The organism is Hanamia caeni (assembly GCF_003721595.1).
GTDB lineage: Bacteria > Bacteroidota > Bacteroidia > Chitinophagales > Chitinophagaceae > Ginsengibacter > Ginsengibacter caeni.
In genome coordinates this window covers 18,375-36,111 of the sequence record NZ_RJJR01000011.1, presented here as the reverse complement: position 1 = coordinate 36,111, position 17,737 = coordinate 18,375, and the positions used below count along the sequence as shown (strand labels likewise).

Annotated in this window: 13 protein-coding genes and 1 tRNA gene; 8 read left to right on the top strand and 6 right to left on the bottom strand. The window is 40.8% G+C overall.

Annotated elements, in window-relative coordinates; all coding sequences use genetic code 11:
• Positions 1 to 11 precede the first annotated feature (11 nt).
• Entirely contained in the window at positions 12 to 1,262 is a 1,251-nt protein-coding gene (locus EFY79_RS13105) for an exo-beta-N-acetylmuramidase NamZ family protein (RefSeq protein ID WP_123121177.1), read from the bottom strand.
• A 193-nt stretch (positions 1,263 to 1,455) separates the two neighbouring features.
• Here EFY79_RS13105 and EFY79_RS13100 point away from each other — a divergent pair, with 193 nt between their 5' ends.
• Positions 1,456 to 1,884, top strand: coding sequence for an FKBP-type peptidyl-prolyl cis-trans isomerase (locus EFY79_RS13100; RefSeq protein ID WP_123121176.1), 429 nt, complete (start codon positions 1,456 to 1,458; stop codon positions 1,882 to 1,884).
• Between the two features lie 229 nt (positions 1,885 to 2,113).
• Complete coding sequence (locus EFY79_RS13095; protein ID WP_199727531.1) at positions 2,114 to 2,881, top strand: L,D-transpeptidase family protein; 768 nt, start codon at positions 2,114 to 2,116, stop codon at positions 2,879 to 2,881.
• A gap of 61 nt (positions 2,882 to 2,942) precedes the next feature.
• Here EFY79_RS13095 and EFY79_RS13090 read toward each other — a convergent pair whose 3' ends face one another.
• Positions 2,943 to 3,173 (bottom strand): SGNH/GDSL hydrolase family protein, encoded by a 231-nt coding sequence (locus EFY79_RS13090; RefSeq protein ID WP_148041924.1) that lies wholly within the window; start codon positions 3,171 to 3,173, stop codon positions 2,943 to 2,945.
• 535 nt (positions 3,174 to 3,708) lie between these two features.
• Here EFY79_RS13090 and EFY79_RS13085 point away from each other — a divergent pair.
• From EFY79_RS13085 to EFY79_RS13065, 5 genes are all read left to right on the top strand, one after another.
• Positions 3,709 to 6,915 (top strand): SusC/RagA family TonB-linked outer membrane protein, encoded by a 3,207-nt coding sequence (locus EFY79_RS13085; protein WP_123121317.1) that lies wholly within the window; start codon positions 3,709 to 3,711, stop codon positions 6,913 to 6,915.
• Between the two features lie 19 nt (positions 6,916 to 6,934).
• The gene (locus EFY79_RS13080) at positions 6,935 to 8,623 is read left to right on the top strand and encodes a RagB/SusD family nutrient uptake outer membrane protein (RefSeq protein WP_158605215.1); all 1,689 of its coding nucleotides are present in this window, start codon (positions 6,935 to 6,937) and stop codon (positions 8,621 to 8,623) included.
• A 54-nt stretch (positions 8,624 to 8,677) separates the two neighbouring features.
• Positions 8,678 to 9,826: a glycan-binding surface protein gene (locus EFY79_RS13075; RefSeq protein ID WP_123121173.1), complete on the top strand. Its 1,149-nt coding sequence runs from the start codon at positions 8,678 to 8,680 to the stop codon at positions 9,824 to 9,826.
• Positions 9,827 to 9,853: 27 nt separating this feature from the next.
• Entirely contained in the window at positions 9,854 to 11,404 is a 1,551-nt protein-coding gene (locus EFY79_RS13070; RefSeq protein WP_148041923.1) for an IPT/TIG domain-containing protein, read from the top strand.
• A gap of 139 nt (positions 11,405 to 11,543) precedes the next feature.
• Positions 11,544 to 12,674, top strand: a complete 1,131-nt coding sequence (locus tag EFY79_RS13065) for a glycoside hydrolase family 26 protein (RefSeq protein WP_233578001.1) — start codon at positions 11,544 to 11,546, stop codon at positions 12,672 to 12,674.
• 248 nt (positions 12,675 to 12,922) lie between these two features.
• On the opposite strand, the gene EFY79_RS13060 is transcribed toward EFY79_RS13065, so the two are convergent.
• Positions 12,923 to 13,006 (bottom strand) — tRNA-Leu (locus EFY79_RS13060).
• A 195-nt stretch (positions 13,007 to 13,201) separates the two neighbouring features.
• Between EFY79_RS13060 and EFY79_RS13055 the strand changes: the two genes are divergently transcribed.
• Entirely contained in the window at positions 13,202 to 14,398 is a 1,197-nt protein-coding gene (locus tag EFY79_RS13055; RefSeq protein WP_123121171.1) for an NAD(P)-dependent oxidoreductase, read from the top strand.
• Here EFY79_RS13055 and EFY79_RS13050 read toward each other — a convergent pair.
• From EFY79_RS13050 to EFY79_RS13035, 3 genes are all read right to left on the bottom strand, one after another.
• A complete protein-coding gene (locus EFY79_RS13050; protein WP_123121170.1) occupies positions 14,393 to 15,109 on the bottom strand; it encodes a tRNA1(Val) (adenine(37)-N6)-methyltransferase in 717 nt (238 codons plus the stop codon). The two genes, EFY79_RS13055 and EFY79_RS13050, sit on opposite strands and share 6 nt — an antisense overlap.
• Before the next feature lie 108 nt (positions 15,110 to 15,217).
• Complete coding sequence (gene tsaD, locus EFY79_RS13045; RefSeq protein ID WP_123121169.1) at positions 15,218 to 16,231, bottom strand: tRNA (adenosine(37)-N6)-threonylcarbamoyltransferase complex transferase subunit TsaD; 1,014 nt, start codon at positions 16,229 to 16,231, stop codon at positions 15,218 to 15,220.
• A 200-nt stretch (positions 16,232 to 16,431) separates the two neighbouring features.
• Positions 16,432 to 17,616 carry a DUF6600 domain-containing protein gene (locus tag EFY79_RS13035; protein ID WP_148041921.1) on the bottom strand — a complete coding sequence of 395 codons (1,185 nt, stop codon included), beginning with the start codon at positions 17,614 to 17,616 and terminating at the stop codon, positions 16,432 to 16,434.
• Between the last annotated feature and the right edge of the window lie 121 nt (positions 17,617 to 17,737).

Genomic DNA, 17,737 nt, shown 5'->3' with positions numbered 1-17,737 from the left:
GTCCGCTTTATTTAATAATCTTTGTACAACAAATATTTCTTCCTTACCTCTTTATATTGGCTCAGCGCGGGTTCCCAGCTTTTTCTTATATCTTTTTCTGAAATACCATTTTTTATTTGCTGCCACAATTCATTATTCCCGGCCAGCTTATCAAAAAATGAATTTTCCATGTTTCCTGATTTTGGAACAATGAAGAAATTGTCTTTTTCCGGAAAAAGCTTATACGCCTCTATCAGCCATTGTAGCTGAACCTTATTATCCACCTTTTTTAAAACTTCTTTTGGCGAACCGGATAAATTCCAACCATAACAAACTTCTCCGTAATGTTTACTGCTTTTAGCGCCCTCAGTAGGGTTTGGGGTAAATGAATATAAATTTTTTGGCAACGATGGTGCGCCAAAAACCTGGAAAGGATGCGCAGTGCCTCGGCCCTCGCTTAATGTGGTTCCTTCAAAAAAACAAGTGGAAGGATACAAATATATCGATTGGATATCCGGTAAATTGGGAGACGGCTTTACGGGTAAAACATACTTGCTGTTGTGATCATAATTCAAGCATTTAATGACCAGCAAATGAAAAGGAGTATCCGCTGTTGGCTTTGCATGCTGATAATAAACGTATTTTTTATTGGCTTCATCGCTTAGCCATTTTTCGCCGGCTATCATTAGGGCGTATTCGCCAATAGTGAGCCCATACACTATGGGAACAGGCTGCATCCCAACAAAACTTTTATATTTTTTTTCCAGCACAGGGCCATCAACATAGAATCCATTGGGGTTTGGCCTGTCTAAAATGAGCAACGGAATTGAATTTTCCAACGCGGCTTCCATATATTCCTGCATAGAAGATATAAACGTGTAAAACCTGACACCCACATCCTGGATATCATAAATCATCACATCTACATTTTTTAAATCCTCAGGCGAAGGCTTATGATGCTTGCCATACAGGCTTATTACTTCAATACCTGTTTCTTTGTCTATGGCGTTCCCTACTTTTTCTCCTGCATCGGCTTTGCCCCTGAACCCATGCTCAGGCCCGAATATCTTAGTAATTTTTATGCCTCTTTTGAGCAAAGTATCTACTAAATGCACCTTACCAACCATTGACGTAGGATTGGCAAAAATCGCTACATTTTTCCCTTTTAAAAACGGGAGATATTGGTCCATGCGCTCAGCACCGGGAATAATTTTTTTTTGTGCAACCGCTGTAAACGAAAAGGCCAGTAAAGCAACAAATAATAAAGTTTTTTGTTTTGTCATTTGAAAAAAGTTCATCAGGTATTAATATGGCGAAAATAGTTACCAGGCTTTTCAAAACCTGATAAAATTATTATAAAAAATAATCTTTTGTGAAATTGATGCGGGTAAATAAAATTTTATTGCCAACTTTACCACACACGAGATACTTTTTTATAATAAGTGTTTCTATTTCAAAAAAATAAAACAAATAACTATGAACAAAGCAAAAAAAGGCGACCACGTGAAGGTGCATTACAAAGGCAAATTAACCAGTGGGGAACAGTTTGACTCCAGCGAAGGGAGAGAACCTCTTGCTTTTACCGTGGGCGCAGGGCAAATGATAAAGGGATTTGATGATGCGATTCCCGGAATGGAGCCCGGCGAAAAAAAGACTATTACAATAGCACCAGAAAATGCTTATGGTGAAAAAAATAACGAGGCAATTATAGAATTTCCAAAATCAAACATTCCGGAAGATATGACGCTTGAACCCGGCATGAAGCTCCAATTGCAAAACCAGGCGGGGCAACCGATTCCGGTTACCGTTACAGAAGTTAAGGACGATGTGGTAGTATTGGATGCCAATCATGAACTGGCAGGAAAGGAGTTAATTTTTGATATCGAATTAGTAGAAATTTCTTAAGATTTTAAAAGAATGGAATTAAAAAAGATCCCCGCGTAAAGCTTACCGGGGATTTTCAGTTTTATACATTTATTGAAAGCATCTTTCTTTTTTTCTACTGAAATAGTTAATGAAATACTTTTTGTATAACAATTGAAATAATTGTTCGTTAAGATCGGGAAATGAATCTTTATGTTTTGTATAAAAATTATAATTTTACTTTTTTGAATTCCAACAACTGTTTTTAATAATGTTCGTAAAAATATTCAGGTATTTTTTTCTTCTGCTTATTCTATCATTTGGTAAAACACATGTAATTGCTCAAAATTCGTATGCTCCAAAATGGAACGTATCCTATAAATTTCCCGGCGGCCTTGCAGCAAGAGAAGATTCTCTGCAAAAAGAGTTTGCAGCAAAGGGTTTGGATTGGCCGGTAAAATACATGTTTATCAGGAGTTTTAAATACGACGGGCAATTGGAAGTGTGGGTAAAAGCTCATGAGAAGGATAAATACAAATTGTTTAAAACCTACAAAGTTTGCTTGCTTAGCGGGGCTATGGGGCCAAAAAGAATGCAGGGCGATTTCCAGGTGCCTGAAGGATTTTATTACATCACTGAATTTAATCCCCGCAGCGCTTATCATTTGGCTTTGGGCCTCAATTATCCAAATGCATCTGATAAAATCCTGAGCGATTCTTTACGGCCAGGCGACGGAATTTATATTCATGGTAGCTGTGTTTCTGTAGGTTGTATTCCCGTTACTGACAGCGACATTGAAGAAATTTATCTTATTGCCAGCTCTGCAAAATTGAATGGACAGGATTTTATTCCTGTGCATATTTTTCCGGTGAGGTACAATAGAAAAAAGTCTTTTGAATATTTTGACAATTATACCAAAAATAAAAATTCACTTGCCCGCTTCGAGCTTCAGCTAAAAGAAGCTTATGATAAATTTGAAGCCACTAAAGAAGTGCCCATCGTAATGGTAGATAGAAAAGGCGACTATGTGATTAATTAAACTTCCTTTTTCAGTAAAAGAACAAATAAGTTACATTTCTTTTCAGGAAAAATTTGCTTTCTTATAAAGTACCAAGCAGCTTTTTATCTTTAAAAAATTGAATAAGCAGCGCCGCAATTTCATGGTGTTCTTTTAAATCCGGATGCGTATCGCAGCCCTTATTATATTGTTTTTCATAAAAGAATTGATAGACTACGTTGTCTCTATTTTCATGGAAATAATCTACGACAGATGAAATATATTTTTTTAGCGACTGCCTCAAATTCGCATCTGCCATAGGGCTGCTTGACAAAGAATTTTTGCACGAGGTTATTTACTTCTCATCGTTTTATAAAATCAACATAAGCCGAACAAAATGCAGTTGAATCCTGTATCCCATCATTTTGCCCCAGGCAAGCCAGGTAAAACTTATTTGTTATCCCCGGTTTTTCTAAAATTTACCAATATTGTGAGTAGGATTTTTAAATGCGCTCCGACTCAGCTAATTCCATATTACAGAAATAAATTTGAATTGATGAAATCAGGATATCCTTTGTGGATGCAACATACACGGCACCACCTGGTCAAAATAAAAATGTGTGATAAATGCACGTTTACTATCTTCCAATAATATTTTTTCCTTTGAATTGCGATGAATTGGGGTACAACTATTTTGCTTCTACTTGGCAAAAAAGCCCCAAGGCATTACTTAAATAAATTCACTGAATTGTATTTGGTTTTTTGATACAACTTGGTTTCGACACAATTAAAAATAATATCAGTATTAGATAAAATAGTATTTATTTTATAAAGTTCTTTCACCTATTTTTGACCTTCAAATGATTGCCATGAGAATAAATATTTTGAGAACAATCTCCGTGCTTTTTTTCCTGATTTTTTCCGTTTCTTTTTCCATAGCTCAAACAAAAACTGTTACTGGTAATGTGAAAGATGAAAATGGTGAGCCGCTCATTGGAGCTACAATTACGGTTAAAAATTCTTCAGTAAGCACCTCTACAGATGCGTCCGGAAATTTCCGGATAAGCGTTCCCCAAAATGCCGAAACCCTGGTCATAAGTTTTATTGGCAAGGGAACCACGGAAGTGTCTGTTAAAGATAGAAATCAGGTAGATGTTACTTTATTTACCAACCTGAAATCATTGACTGATGTGGTAGTTGTTGGCTATGGAAAGTCTACAAGAGCTAACCTCACTACTGCCCAGACTTCTGTGAGCGCAAAGCAGATCGATGAGACTATAAATACAACCGTTGAGCAGGCTTTGCAGGGCCGCGCCGCTGGTGTATATGTTACTCAAAACTCGGGTCAGCCCGGAGGTGGATTGTCGGTGAATATTCGCGGTGTAAGTTCCTTAAACCGGACTCAGCCGCTCTATGTAATTGACGGGGTGCAGATACAGGCCGCGGAAGATGTATCGTATGGCGATCAAAGCTCTTCAAATCCTTTGGCGGGCTTAAACCCTGCTGATATTGAGGATATGCAAATTTTACAAGGCCCGTCGGCTACTGCAATTTATGGTTCCCGTGGAACTAATGGCGTAATACTTATAACTACAAAGCGCGGAAAGGCTGGTGACTTTAAAATAAATTATTCCTTTCTGTACAACCAGCAAACTCCTCCCAAAAGTTTGGATGTGATGAATCTGAGCCAATATGCACAAATGGTGAATGATTATCAATACACCCTGGGCACTCCTCAGAATATTCCTGAAAACTTTTTAGACCCCTCTATTTTAGGAAAAGGAACTGATTGGCAACATGCGCTTTTTAATAACGCTGCGATGAATAAGCACCAGGTAAATGTGAGCGGTGGAAGCAACAATACTACGTATTATCTTTCCGGCGAGTATTTAAATCAAAACGGGGTAGCTGAGGGTTCCGGGTTTGACCGGTATGGCTTTCGGCTCAACTTAGATAATAAAGCACGTAAGTGGCTAACCTTGGGTGCAAATCTGAATTTTAACCAGACTAACGAAGTATTGACAGCTACAAATTATAGTGCATCTGATCCTTTAATTGCCAATGCACTAAGACTTACGCCGCAGATTCCGGTGAAAAATCTGGATGGTTCATGGGGAGGCAGTGATCCTGTTAATGGTGCAAACCAGTTTGCGCCTGTAAACCCGATAGCCATAGCCAATCTTGTAACCAACAAGAATCTTAAACGGCAATTTTTGGGTGGTTTTAATGTTGCCATCACACCCATACGGGGACTTACCATCAGGAGTTCATTGAATGGAAGCATTGGAAACGGCCTGTCAACTTATTATACGCCCACTTATGAAATTGACCAATGGCACAAGCAACCAATTAATTCACTGAACCAGGGCACGAACTCAAGCTGGTACTGGAACTGGAATGAATTGGCAGAATACAACAGGGCATTTGGTAAACATAATGTTGGCCTGATGGTGAGCCATGAAGCACAGGAGTCTGAATGGAAAAATGTTTCTGGTACCCGCACCGGATTTCTTACTAACGATGTTTTCGATCTCAATGCCGGTGACCCGCTTTCGGCAACAAATAACGGTGGTTCAGGAGAATGGTCTATGGAATCTTATTTGGGAAGATTCAACTATAATTATGATAACCGTTATCTTGTAACTGCCACTTTCAGAAGAGATGGTTCTCCCTATTTTGGCCCTGATAAAAGATGGGGTTCTTTCCCTTCTGTATCTGCGGCGTGGCGCGTAAGCCAGGAGAAATTCTTCAACTTAGATGCTATCAGCGAATTAAAATTAAGATTTGAAACCGGCTTAACTGGTAACCAGGGTACAGGCTCAGGAATTTATGCGCCCATGGCTTCCGGCGCTACAATTTGGGGAACAGGGTTTTTGCCCTCTACTTTTACAAATCCTGACCTGCAATGGGAAGAAACAAATACTAATAATGTCGGGCTTAACCTCGGCTTATGGCAAAACAGGCTTTCCCTCACAGCCGATTATTATGTGAAGAAGACAGACAACCTTATATTAAACGCAAGCCTTCCTCAATATTTAGGTATAAACGATGCGATAGGCGCTGTTGGTGCACCGTTGGTAAACACTGGTTCATTGAAAACAGACGGATGGAATTTTACTATAAATTCTACTATCATACAAAACAAAGATTTCAGGTGGGATGCCAATCTCAACCTGTCTCATTTTAAAACAGAGGTTACTTCTCTGAATTCAAAAGATGCCTTTATAGACCGGCGTTCAGATTGGATTTTTGGTTATAGCGGCACTTTTGCCTGGGTTCAACGCGCTTCAATTGGCAGCGAGCCATGGCAGTTCAGGGGCTATGTAGCAGATGGCCTTTTCCAATCTGTAAAGGATATTGAAAATAGCCCTGTTCCGGTTGATGGTGATGGAAAAAGAGTACCTGCGGAAAATTCAAATAATGGAATTTGGGTGGGAGATGTAAAATATAAGGACTTAAACGGTGATGGCGTGATTACCGAAGCGGACCAGACCAACATTGGTAACCCGTGGCCAAAATTGAGCGGCGGTTTTAGTAATACATTTGCTTATAAAGAATTTGAGCTAAGCGTATTAATTACCGGTGTTTATGGCAATGATATCTATAATGCTATCAGGCAGCTAAGCCTCAATCCGAATAATGTAAACCTGAGCCGCAACTTCCTTACAGAAATGTTCCACTTTGCAAAGCTTTCAGATGATGCGGCAAATCCGACCCTGCAAAATCCATCAACCACAATTCCGAGAATAACCACTTCCGGTGTGGCCAGCTCAAATAACCAGGAAATGGTTTCTACCCGTTTTGTTGAGGACGGCTCTTACCTGCGCTTAAAGAATATTACTTTATCATATAACGTGCCCGCTGGATTTCTTGAACATACCAAAATTATAAGAGGCTTCAAGGTGGGCATAGGCGTTCAAAATTTGCTCACATTAACCAAATATAAGGGATATGATCCGGAGGTAGGAGCTTATACCGGGTCCGGTGCAAGCTCTACCAACCAGGCTATAGGCCTTGATTATGGCCGTTATCCTATTACACCCATGTACAATGTAAATGTTAGTGTAAATTTCTAAACTTAACTTCTTTATGAAAATGAAATATAAATCTCAACTTTTTATCGGTTCACTACTGGTGTTTGCGGCAATGACCGGCTGTAAAAAAGAATTTCTTGAAAAGCCGCCAATAGATTCAATAACTGATGCCAACTTCTATAAAACTGACCAACAGGTATTGTCTGCCACGAGCCTTTTGTACAGTAAAGTGTGGTTCAGTTATAATGACAAAGCCAGTTTTGCATTAGGCGATATACGGGGCGGCACGCTCTTTTACCCCTGGGGAGGAGAATTCAGAGACCAGGTTTTGTTTACGGCCACAGGCAATAACGGGCAGGTTACCGCATCCTGGAACGCTTTTTATACAGTGGTTGCACAAGCCAACTTGTTTTTATACAATATAGAAAGATTTGGTGGATCTGAAGTTAGCCCGGCAGTAAAAAAACAGGCTATTGCCGAAGCAAGGTTTATGAGGGCTTTGGCCTACCGGTATTTAGTAATGAACTGGGGTCCCGTTCCGATTATTGAAAATAACTTTGAAGATTTGTATGATACTACAATTACCCGAAATACGATTCCAAGCGTTTGGCGTTTTGTTACCAGGGAAATGAAAGCGGCTGCAGAAGATTTGCCCACAACTTCTTCTATGGAGGGAAGGCTTACAAAATGGAGTGCAGAAGGAATGCTGGCAAGATTTTACCTGGCTCGCGCTGGTGTAGAATCTAACGGCGGCACCAGGAACCAGCAATTTCTGGACAGCGCTAAATATTACGCACAAGATGTTATTCAACAAAGCGGTAAAAGCCTTCTGCCGAATTATGCAGACTTATTCAAGTTTCCCTATGATAACAACAAAGAGTCTCTCTTTGAATTAGAATGGGTGTTCACAGGGGGTACTGGTACTTACGGGTTAGGCAATAGTGTTATCGATCAGATGTCTCCAAATACCGATCTGGCACTCAATAACTGGGGCGGAGGGTACAGTGCTACCTGGTGGTTGTTGAGCCAATACGATGGATTTACCCTACAACCTGATGGCACATTAAAAGGCAGAACTACAGACCAGCGATTGAAAGCTACTTTCTTGTTGCCGGGTTTTGAATATCCGGAAATATTAGTCAAATCTACCGGGAAGCCATTTGTTGCTCCTGCTACCACAGGCAGTGATTACAATGCAGCTAATATTAAGAAATACATGGTGGGAGTTTCAAATCTTGCCGGCCAGGCAGCTACGCAAAATTATCCACAAGATACTTATATGATGCGCCTTGCAGAAATGTACCTCATTTATGCAGAAGCGGAAATTGGCAATAATGCTTCAACAACTGACGCCACAGCTATTCAATATTTTAATGCGGTTCATACCCGTGCAGGCTTACCTCCTTATGAAGTAACAGGGCAGGGCGCACAAGGGCCGCTCACACTGGATAAAGTATATTCAGAAAGGTTTAAAGAATTTGCAATGGAAGGAATGGCCTGGTACGATATTATCAGGCTTCAGTATTGGGACCCTGAAAAAGCCTACAGCATACTTAATGGGCAGGACAGGGGACTATTCCTGGCAGCTCCGGATGTGATGCCTAACCCTTCACAGTGGACGTTTACTAAAACCGCCTGGTTTACGGAAAGACAAGCAACTGTAAACAGTGGAAATTTTTACCTGCCTATACCGAATACTGAACTTAGCCAGGCGCCAAACCTTTCAAAGCCGCCGGTAGATTATCCTTAAATAATATATCAGACGGAATTGGTAAATGCAATCTTAAAATGAAATTGATCGAATATGAAATCTTTAAATAAAATTCTGTTCATCGCCCTAATCGCAATCGGCACAATAAGCATGCTGGCTTCCTGCAAAAAAGATGATGCAACCGGCACACCGGTAATTCATTATGTGCGGATAACCGATCCGGCATCTTCTGACTCCCTTTTGGTAGCAGCAGGCCAGGGTCAGCTAATAGCCATTATGGGTGAAAACCTCGGCGGCACCCGGCAAATATGGTTTAATGATCAAAAAGCCGTTCTTACGCCTACTTATATTACTAACAGATCTATATTGGTAAGTATTCCCTCGCAGATACCAATGGACATAAATAATAAAGTAAAGCTGTTATTTAAAAATGGCGATTCTTTATTGTACGATTTTACGATTTCTATTAGCAAGCCGCTCATCAGCGGTGCTGATTGTGAATACGTGCCCGAAGGAGGCACATTGGTGATTCATGGTAATTATTTTTATGCGCCTGTCAAAGTCGAATTTACCGGCGGTGTGGAAGGAGAGGTAACAGAAATATCAACAGACAACCAGCTTCTTAAAATTACAGTACCTGCGGGTGCCCAGCCCGGGCCGGTGACTATAACTACCAATTTTGGCGTAACAAAATCTGATTTCTGGTTTGATGATAACCGGAATATTTTTATCGCCAGCGATCCGTTTGAAGGGTGGAACAACGCCTCTCTTGTTGTTACTAACCCAGGGCCGGATGATCCACCCAAAATCAACGGCAACTATTTCCGGATAAAAGGCTTGATTGGTAGTTGGGCATGGAATGAACTTGCCGATGGAGACGCTGGCTCTATGCCAAGTTACAGCAAAAAGATTCCTGACGATGCCATCCTTCATCCGGAAAAATATTACCTGAAGTTTGAGATAAATACCATGAAGCCATACAACGCCAGCATGATAACTATTAATGCCGGCGGGTCTGTGGTTCAGGATACAAAGGGATATAAATGGGCGCCACCGTTTGACAGCAAAGGCTTGTGGCGAACCGTTGTTATTCCTTATGATGAAGTTGTAGCAAGCTATTCAAAGCCACCCGTAGTAAACCCGAATGGCTATTGGGCTATGGTCTTATTGCAGGGCCCCGGCGATCTCGATGCAGATTTGAGCTTTGACAATTTCAGAGTTGTTCCAAAAGTTGATCAATAAATATTCACCAATCTAACAACGTAAAGGATGAAAATAATTTATAACGTGCGCTTGTTAATGATAACTTTTATCGTTGCCTGCCTTTCTTTTTTTGGATGTAAAAAGGATAATGAAAATCCAGTATCCTCTGCTACGGAATTGTTGAGCTTTGGCCCCACGGGTGCAGAACCGGGCGACACCATTCGTTTTTATGGCACTAACCTCGACAAGGTAACTCAAATAGATTTTACCAATGCAAGCGTAGCCGGCAGCAATTTTCTTTCGCAATCCAAAACAGAAATACATGTTATTGTGCCAACGGAAACAGAAAAAGGATATGTTACTTTAAAAACGCCATCCGGCGATATCACTTCAAAGACACAATTTAATATTGGTGTAACTGCTACAGTTTCTTCAATAACCAATGAGGCGCGTCCGGGAGAAAACATCAGCATTAAGGGCGACTATCTCAATTGGGTTACAGGCGTCACTTTCAACGACGGAAAAATAGTAACCAGTTTTGTAAGCCAGACCAAAAACGAATTGCAGGTAACAGTTCCAATTGATGCTCAAACCGGCACATTGGTACTGGCTTATGGCGGCACAGATTCAAGTTTCGTGGAAACAACAGACACGTTGCATGTAACGCTGCCAATGGCTACAATGCTTTCTCCTAATCCCGTGAAGCATGCAGATGAATTGACTATTACAGGAACTAATCTTGACCTGGCAACAAAGGTCTATTTTAACGGCGTAGCCGCTGCAGTGACTACATTTATAAGCCAAAGTGCAACAAAAATTGTAGTAAAAGTGCCCGGCGAAACTATTAATGGTAAAGTGACATTAGAAGCGGCTTCAGGTGTACAAACAATGTCCTCTGTGGATCTGAATGTGCTGATGCCCTCTGTTACTAAAATGGATCCTAATCCGGTTGACCCGGAAACTAACCTCACAATTACCGGTATTAATCTCAACCTGGTGTCGTCCATTCTTTTCCAAAATGCAGATCCCGTTACGAAATTCGTAAGTCAATCTGCTACTCAAATTGTCGTAAAAGTTCCGAAAGGGGTTACTGAAGGAAAAATCACATTGGGCGTGCTCAACTCGATTTTGACTGTTCAATCAGGCGATATTTTGAAAATTACCGGTGCTATTCCTCCTCCGGTAATTGCGTTCCCTTTTTATACTGATGCTGTCACTTCAAACTGGAACGGATGGATTGGTGGCGGATGGGGCGGTACTGCAAATTATAGCAACACGAGCCCGGTCAGAGAAGGAGATAAATCAATCAAAATTGATTATGTAGGTGGATATGGTTCACCAATGCAGATCGGCGGCGCAAATATTAATTTGTCCGGCTACACTACTTTTAAAATTTCAATTTATGGCGCCCCGGGAAGTAATGGAAAAACGGTTACGATAGCATTCAACGGTGTAAACGGAAAATATAATCTGAATGTAGTGGAAGGCAAATGGACAGATTACGCCATTCCTGTTTCAACGCTGACAAGCGACGCCACTTTAAAGGAAATATGGGTTCAGGAATTTAGTGGAACCGGAGCATTCTCCATTTACGTGGATGACATGGGGCTGAATTAATGACCATAAGGATCTCCCGGTATTTTTGTTTCACCGTCATTAAGCGTGATAGTCATAAAAGGGATTGAGAAATATGATAAACCTGATTCGGCAAAACTTCCGAAGGTTTTATTTACCATCACTTAGGAAGAACTTCGACATGAAAAAAACTTTTTCGATCCTGTTTATCGTTGGCTTTTTAATTCTTGACGGTCTTTGTTTGCAAGCACAAAATCCTATTGATTCTCTTGCCGGTAAAGAAACAAAAAACCTGTTTTTTAATTTAATGAAATTGAAAAATAAGGGAATCATGTTTGGTCACCAGGATGATCTTGCCTATGGAGTTGGATGGAAATATGTTCCCGGAAAAAGTGACGTGAAAGAAGTAACGGGCGATTATCCTGCTGTGTATGGATTTGAATTAGGAAGATTAGAATTGGATCACGAGGTGAATATTGACAGCGTTCCTTTTGATTCGATGCGAAATTATATACGAACTATTTACAAACGTGGTGGTGTTATAACTTTAAGCTGGCATTTAAATAATCCCTTAACCGGCAAAACCGCATGGGATTCCGCACCGGGAACCGTTGCATCAATTTTACCAGGCGGCGAAAAGAATGATTTGTATAAAAGCTGGCTGGATAAAGTGGGCGGTTTTATTGCAAATCTGAAAGATGAAAATAGTGTGCCCATCCCCGTTATACTACGTCTTTATCATGAATTGAATGGCAACTGGTTTTGGTGGGGCGGCAATCATTGTACCCCTGAGGAATTTAAACAGCTTTGGCGGTTTACGGTTTCTTATTTAAGAGATACAAAAAATATTCATCAATGTTTGTACGCCTATAATACTGATCGGTTTAATTCCAAAGAAGACTATTTATTAAAATATCCCGGTGATAAATGGGTGGATGTTATTGGCTTTGATATTTATCAGCGCGAAGGTGGCGCTACAGGAAATGCGCAGTTTGTAAAAGATATGGATCACATGCTGACCATGCTTGAAAATATTGCTGCTGAAAAAAAGAAAATTCCCGCTCTTACTGAATTCGGCTATGCACAGGTTCCTGATAGCACCTGGTGGACAAATGTATTTTACAAAGCCCTCAGCCATCACAAAATTTCTTATGCGTTAGCCTGGAGAAATGCGGGTTTTAATAAAGCAGGCGATGTAGATTTTTATGTGCCGTATAAGGGTCAGATTTCTGAAAAGGATTTTAAAAAATTTTCTAACCAACCGGGTATTCTTTTTCAGAAAAACTTAAGTTTTGAGAAAGTTTATAAATAACATTCAATTGAACATTTTAAAAAAATAAAAAGCAAATGCAATTGGCCAAGGCATCCGAGACCTGGTAATCTTTTCATTCAGCAGAAAGAATCGGCAGAATTTTATCTAACAGAGATTGTGGCGACGTAAAAGAATGATAAAAAGTTGTTTATTAAGCACCCGGTTATCAAAGTTAAAGGATAGCATTTAGCGGACAAACTGAAATAAGAAGACCGTCTCAAGCTTATTTGAGACGGCCTCTTTCGTTGTGCCCGGGACTGGAATCGAACCAGCACATCCTTGCGAATGGCAGATTTTGAGTCTGCTGCGTCTACCAATTCCGCCACCCGGGCTTTCCAGGTCTTTTGCCTTTTTATTTCGGGAGGCAATATTACGCATTCCGTCCAATCTGTCCAAAATCCGGTTGACTATTTTTTTCGTTTTCGCAAAATAAAAATAGGTCGTAAAACCTTTTTTACTGCTTTTTAAGAAACCGCCAATCGCCTAAATCACAGAAATTGTAAATTGCCTTTCTGAACCTATAATTGATGGTGACAATCGGGTTGATAAAAGAAGGAAAAATACCTGCGGATAACCGGGTGGCGCTCACGCCGGCTCAATGCCGCTGGATTCAGCAAAATAAAAGTATTTCTGTTGTGGTGCAGCGTTCACCGACAAGATGCTATACTGATGATGAATATATAAAAGCGGGCATTGAAGTAAAGGATGACGTGGATGAATGTGATATTTTATTCGGAATAAAAGAGGTTCCCGTGGATATGCTTATTGCTGGAAAAACGTATTTTTTTTTCTCTCACACAAGAAAGCTGCAATCTTACAATCAAAAGCTTTTGCAGGCTATCATAAAAAAAGAAATTACGCTGATAGATTATGAATGCCTGGAGCATGAAGACGGTACAAGGCTGATAGGCTTTGGCTTTTTTGCCGGTGTGGTAGGCGCTCATAATGGAATGATGGCCTACGGAAACCGCACAGGCGCTTTTTCGCTTAACAGGGTTTATAAGAAGAAAAATTTCCAGGAACTGATACATACTTATTTTGGCTTAAAGCTTCCCAATATTAAAGTGGCTGTCACGGGAAGCGGGCGGGTGGCGCATGGCATACTGGAAATTATGAACCTGATGGAAATTCATGAAACCGACCCGGATGAATTTAAATCCACTGAATTTACTTACCCGGTGTATGTCCATTTAAAAGGTGCAGATCTTTATGTAAATAAACTAACGGGCACGTATACACGAAAAGAATTTCATGAGCATCCTGAATATTACCGGTGCCTTTTTAGCAACTACATTGCCGATACCGATATTTTGCTGAATGGCGTGTACTGGTATGATAAAGTTCCGCGCTTGTTTGAAATGGACGACATGAAAAAGCCGGATTTCAGGATTCAAACTATCGCCGATATTTCGGATGATAAATTGGGTTCTGTCCCCTGCAACCTGGGTGAAAATACCATGGAAGATCCTGTTTATGGAGTGGATAAAATCAGCGGAGCGCGCACTGCTCCTTATTTGCATGGCTCGGTGGATGTGATGGCGGTGGGCAATTTACCCAATGAATTGCCGCGTGATGCTTCAAGATATTTTGGCGAACAATTGATAAAATTTATTCTTGATGATCTTATAAGCGGAGGGTCAAAAATTATTGAAGATGCAACCATAACTAACTGCGGAAAACTTACTGATAATTTTTCCTACATGAAAGCCTACGCGGGATTATAAATAATAATCTTGTAAGAAATAATTAAACTCCGCGGTGTACTTTCCTTCTTTGTCTTTAATAATTAATTCGTGAATTATATGCGGTACTTTTTTCGCTGTGAAAGATAAAAATCCGCGGAAGCAGGGGTGTTGCGGCGTTTGCTTTACCTGTACTTCATCTGCCACAAAAAAATTATTCCTGGTGGCGAGTTGTTTAAAGTATTCAACACGATGGAAGGGAAGCAATACCGCGAAGCCTCCATTTTCAGAGAGCTTGTTTTGAATAATCGCAATCAAATCCTCTAAAGTAAGTGCCTCATGGTGCTTTGCAATATTTTTTCTTCTATCGGATGATGTTAAATCGTTTTCATAAAATGGCGGATTGCAAATTATAAGGTCATATTTCTTCTCATCAACTTGCATGGTAGCATCCGCATGAAGTATCTGCAGGCGCGGCGACCATTTGCTTGCTGAAAAATTTCCTTTCGCCTGCAAATAAGAATCTTTATCAATTTCTATTGCATCTATTTTCGCCTCACATTTTTGTGCAGCCATCAGGCTTAACAACCCGGTACCTGTCCCAATATCAAGGATGCTTTGGGGTTCAATAAATTTTCTTTCCATTTTTTCCGCCACCCAGGCGCCAAACAAACAGGAGTCGGTACAGATTTTCATACTGCTTTTTTCCTGCTGAATCGTAAATTGTTTGAATTGAAAATAATTATTGCGCAAGGGGTTGTATTTATTGAAAAGAAATCCTCAAATAAAAAATAAGAAAGCTTGCTGGTAAAGACGGAATAAAAAAATTGAACATTGATTCTTTTACTGTGCGTAATTAGCTTATGCTGTTCTTGCTGAAGGTACTACTGATAAATCTTCAAATTGCGAGTTAAGATATTTGTAGTACGCAGTGATGGCAATCATTGCTGCGTTATCGGTGCAATACTCAAACTTAGGAATGAACGTCTTCCATCCGAGCTCCTTGCCCATTTTTTCAAACGCAGACCGCAGGCCGCTGTTAGCGCTTACGCCGCCTGCAATACAAACATCACGGATGCCGGTTTCTTCCGAAGCCTTTTTTAATTTATTCAATAAAATGGAAACAATTCTTGATTGCAACGAGGCGCAAATGTCATTCATATTTTCTTCCACAAAATTTTCATTTTCCAGTTTGCCATCGCGGATAAAATATAAGAACGCTGTTTTTAAACCGCTGAAGCTAAAATCCAATCTATCTATTTTCGGCTCGGGAAAATGATATTTCGTTGAGTCGCCCATCTTAGCATATTTATCAATTAACGGGCCGCCGGGATAGGGTAGTCCCAAAATTTTTGCAGATTTATCAAATGCTTCTCCCGCCGCATCATCTAACGTTTGTCCGATAATTTTCTGTTCTAACGGTGATGCACACACGACAATTTGCGTGTGGCCGCCGCTAACCGTAAGGCATAGAAATGGGAAAGACGGTATTTTACTTTCACTTTCTTTTGGCTGAATTAAATTTGCCAAAACATGCGCCTGCATGTGATGCACCGCAATCAGGGGTTTGTCGAACGCCAGTGAAAGAGATTTCGCAAATTCCGTCCCCACGAGCAGCGCGCCGATGAGCCCCGGTGATTGGGTAAAAGCAAAAGCATCAATGTCTTTTAATTGCACCCCCGCTACGTTAAGCGCTTCATTCACTACAGGAACAATCGCCTGAAGATGCGCCCTGGAAGCCAATTCAGGAACTACGCCACCATATTTTTCATGGATTTTCTGGCTTGAAATTATGTTGCTTAAAATAAGTTTATCTCTGCACACCGAGGCGGCAGTTTCGTCGCAGGATGATTCAATGGCAAGAATGGTAATCATAGTTTGCAAAGGTAGGGCTTCGCAAAAATATCGGGCGAGTTTAAACGAATTTCTGCAGATGGCATTGGGACACGATTCTATTTCCAGTAAAAAAATAAATAAGACACATTTTTATTCTGCAACAGGTTATTCAAAAAAAAGGGCGATCCGACAATCGGATCACCCGGCAATTAAAAGTTATCTTATTTGATTTTGATGGTTTACATTCTTCTTACCGGCCGGTTTACAGGCGGGTTGTTTTGCTGTGTAGATGAATTCGACTCTCTTGTTACCGGAGCCTGGCTGGGTGCACTCTGCGTGTTAGGAAAACTCCTGACCGGAGCCTGGTTTGACGTGTTATTTTCCGGGGGCCTTGTGATGGCAGGTCTGCTTTCGCGGGTCGGCGCATTGGTTGCCGGAGGATTGTTCTCTGGCTGCGAACCTGTATTTCTTTCAGGGAAAGTGCGCGAAGGAGTCCTGTTTTCCTGCGGAGCTATCGAAGGCCTGTTTTGATTCACAGGCGGTTCATCCCTTCTAATTTGCGGCGTTTGGTTTTTAGGGAATTCCCTTATCGGCGCTGAAGTAGATGGGCTTTGCTGCCCGCCGTTTGCATTTCTCTCAGGCCTTGTGGTTGGCGCACTGGAAGAGGAACTTATAGCCGGCCGGAATACCCTGACTGTATTATTTCCGACCTGGGTTTCTCCTGGTTTAGTTGCTGTCTCTAAATTGTATTGCCTTATCCTGGTTCCGGTGTTGCGTTCAATTTCTCTTACCGGAGGCCCTGGATTATAGTTTGCGCTACGCGGTCTTCCACTGCCTGCGTTTGTGTTATTAATAATTGTGGTGTTATTAATTATCGTCACATTTCTTGAACGGCTAACGTAGTAATTCTGAATGTTTCTGCTGGTAATATAATTTTGCGGAACAAAAGTCCAGTCGCTATAGGGAATGGAGCTAAAGCTGCTATTCAAGCCCATGCCAGGCCCTAGCGGCGCCCATCCGTAATAGCTTCCCCCGCCTCTCCAGGTTACCCAGGCAGGCGCCCATTCAGTTCCGGGAATCCATACCCATCCGTACCTCATATCATTCATCCATCTTCCATAATGGAAAGGAGCCCATCCCCACGAGTAATTTGAAACCCAGGTCCATCCATAATTGGTATATACCCAGTGCCCATTGGTATAATAAGGCCTGAAGTTGGCCATGGATGGAATCCAGGCATAGCCGTAATTTCCGTAATCTATCCAATCGCCGTAAGGACTTAAATCATTATAGAATTGCTGGTAAGTCGTTTCAGGCTGTCCCTGGTAATATTCGCCCGTATCGGATTGATAATACCTGGATGACGAGCAGGAAGACATCAGTATTATAACCGAAATTGAAAATATAGTATATAGATATTTCATGATTATTGATTTTATATATAAGACGTGTAACCGTTAAAAAAGTTAATTCTTAAATTCCACATTCTGGTCTTTTAACTATTTCATAAGATTTCAATTTTCATTCCAATAAACTTTATTAATG

What these genes read in the sequence shown, in the direction of transcription:
- EFY79_RS13105 (WP_123121177.1), bottom strand. Translation starts at nt 1,262, where the DNA reads ATGACAAAACAAAAAACTTTATTATTTGTTGCTTTACTGGCCTTTTCG.
- EFY79_RS13100 (WP_123121176.1), top strand. Translation starts at nt 1,456, where the DNA reads ATGAACAAAGCAAAAAAAGGCGACCACGTGAAGGTGCATTACAAAGGC.
- EFY79_RS13095 (WP_199727531.1), top strand. Translation starts at nt 2,114, where the DNA reads ATGTTCGTAAAAATATTCAGGTATTTTTTTCTTCTGCTTATTCTATCA.
- EFY79_RS13085 (WP_123121317.1), top strand. Translation starts at nt 3,709, where the DNA reads ATGAGAATAAATATTTTGAGAACAATCTCCGTGCTTTTTTTCCTGATT.
- EFY79_RS13080 (WP_158605215.1), top strand. Translation starts at nt 6,935, where the DNA reads ATGAAATATAAATCTCAACTTTTTATCGGTTCACTACTGGTGTTTGCG.
- EFY79_RS13075 (WP_123121173.1), top strand. Translation starts at nt 8,678, where the DNA reads ATGAAATCTTTAAATAAAATTCTGTTCATCGCCCTAATCGCAATCGGC.
- EFY79_RS13070 (WP_148041923.1), top strand. Translation starts at nt 9,854, where the DNA reads ATGAAAATAATTTATAACGTGCGCTTGTTAATGATAACTTTTATCGTT.
- EFY79_RS13065 (WP_233578001.1), top strand. Translation starts at nt 11,544, where the DNA reads ATGAAAAAAACTTTTTCGATCCTGTTTATCGTTGGCTTTTTAATTCTT.
- EFY79_RS13055 (WP_123121171.1), top strand. Translation starts at nt 13,202, where the DNA reads ATGGTGACAATCGGGTTGATAAAAGAAGGAAAAATACCTGCGGATAAC.
- tsaD (WP_123121169.1), bottom strand. Translation starts at nt 16,231, where the DNA reads ATGATTACCATTCTTGCCATTGAATCATCCTGCGACGAAACTGCCGCC.
- EFY79_RS13035 (WP_148041921.1), bottom strand. Translation starts at nt 17,616, where the DNA reads ATGAAATATCTATATACTATATTTTCAATTTCGGTTATAATACTGATG.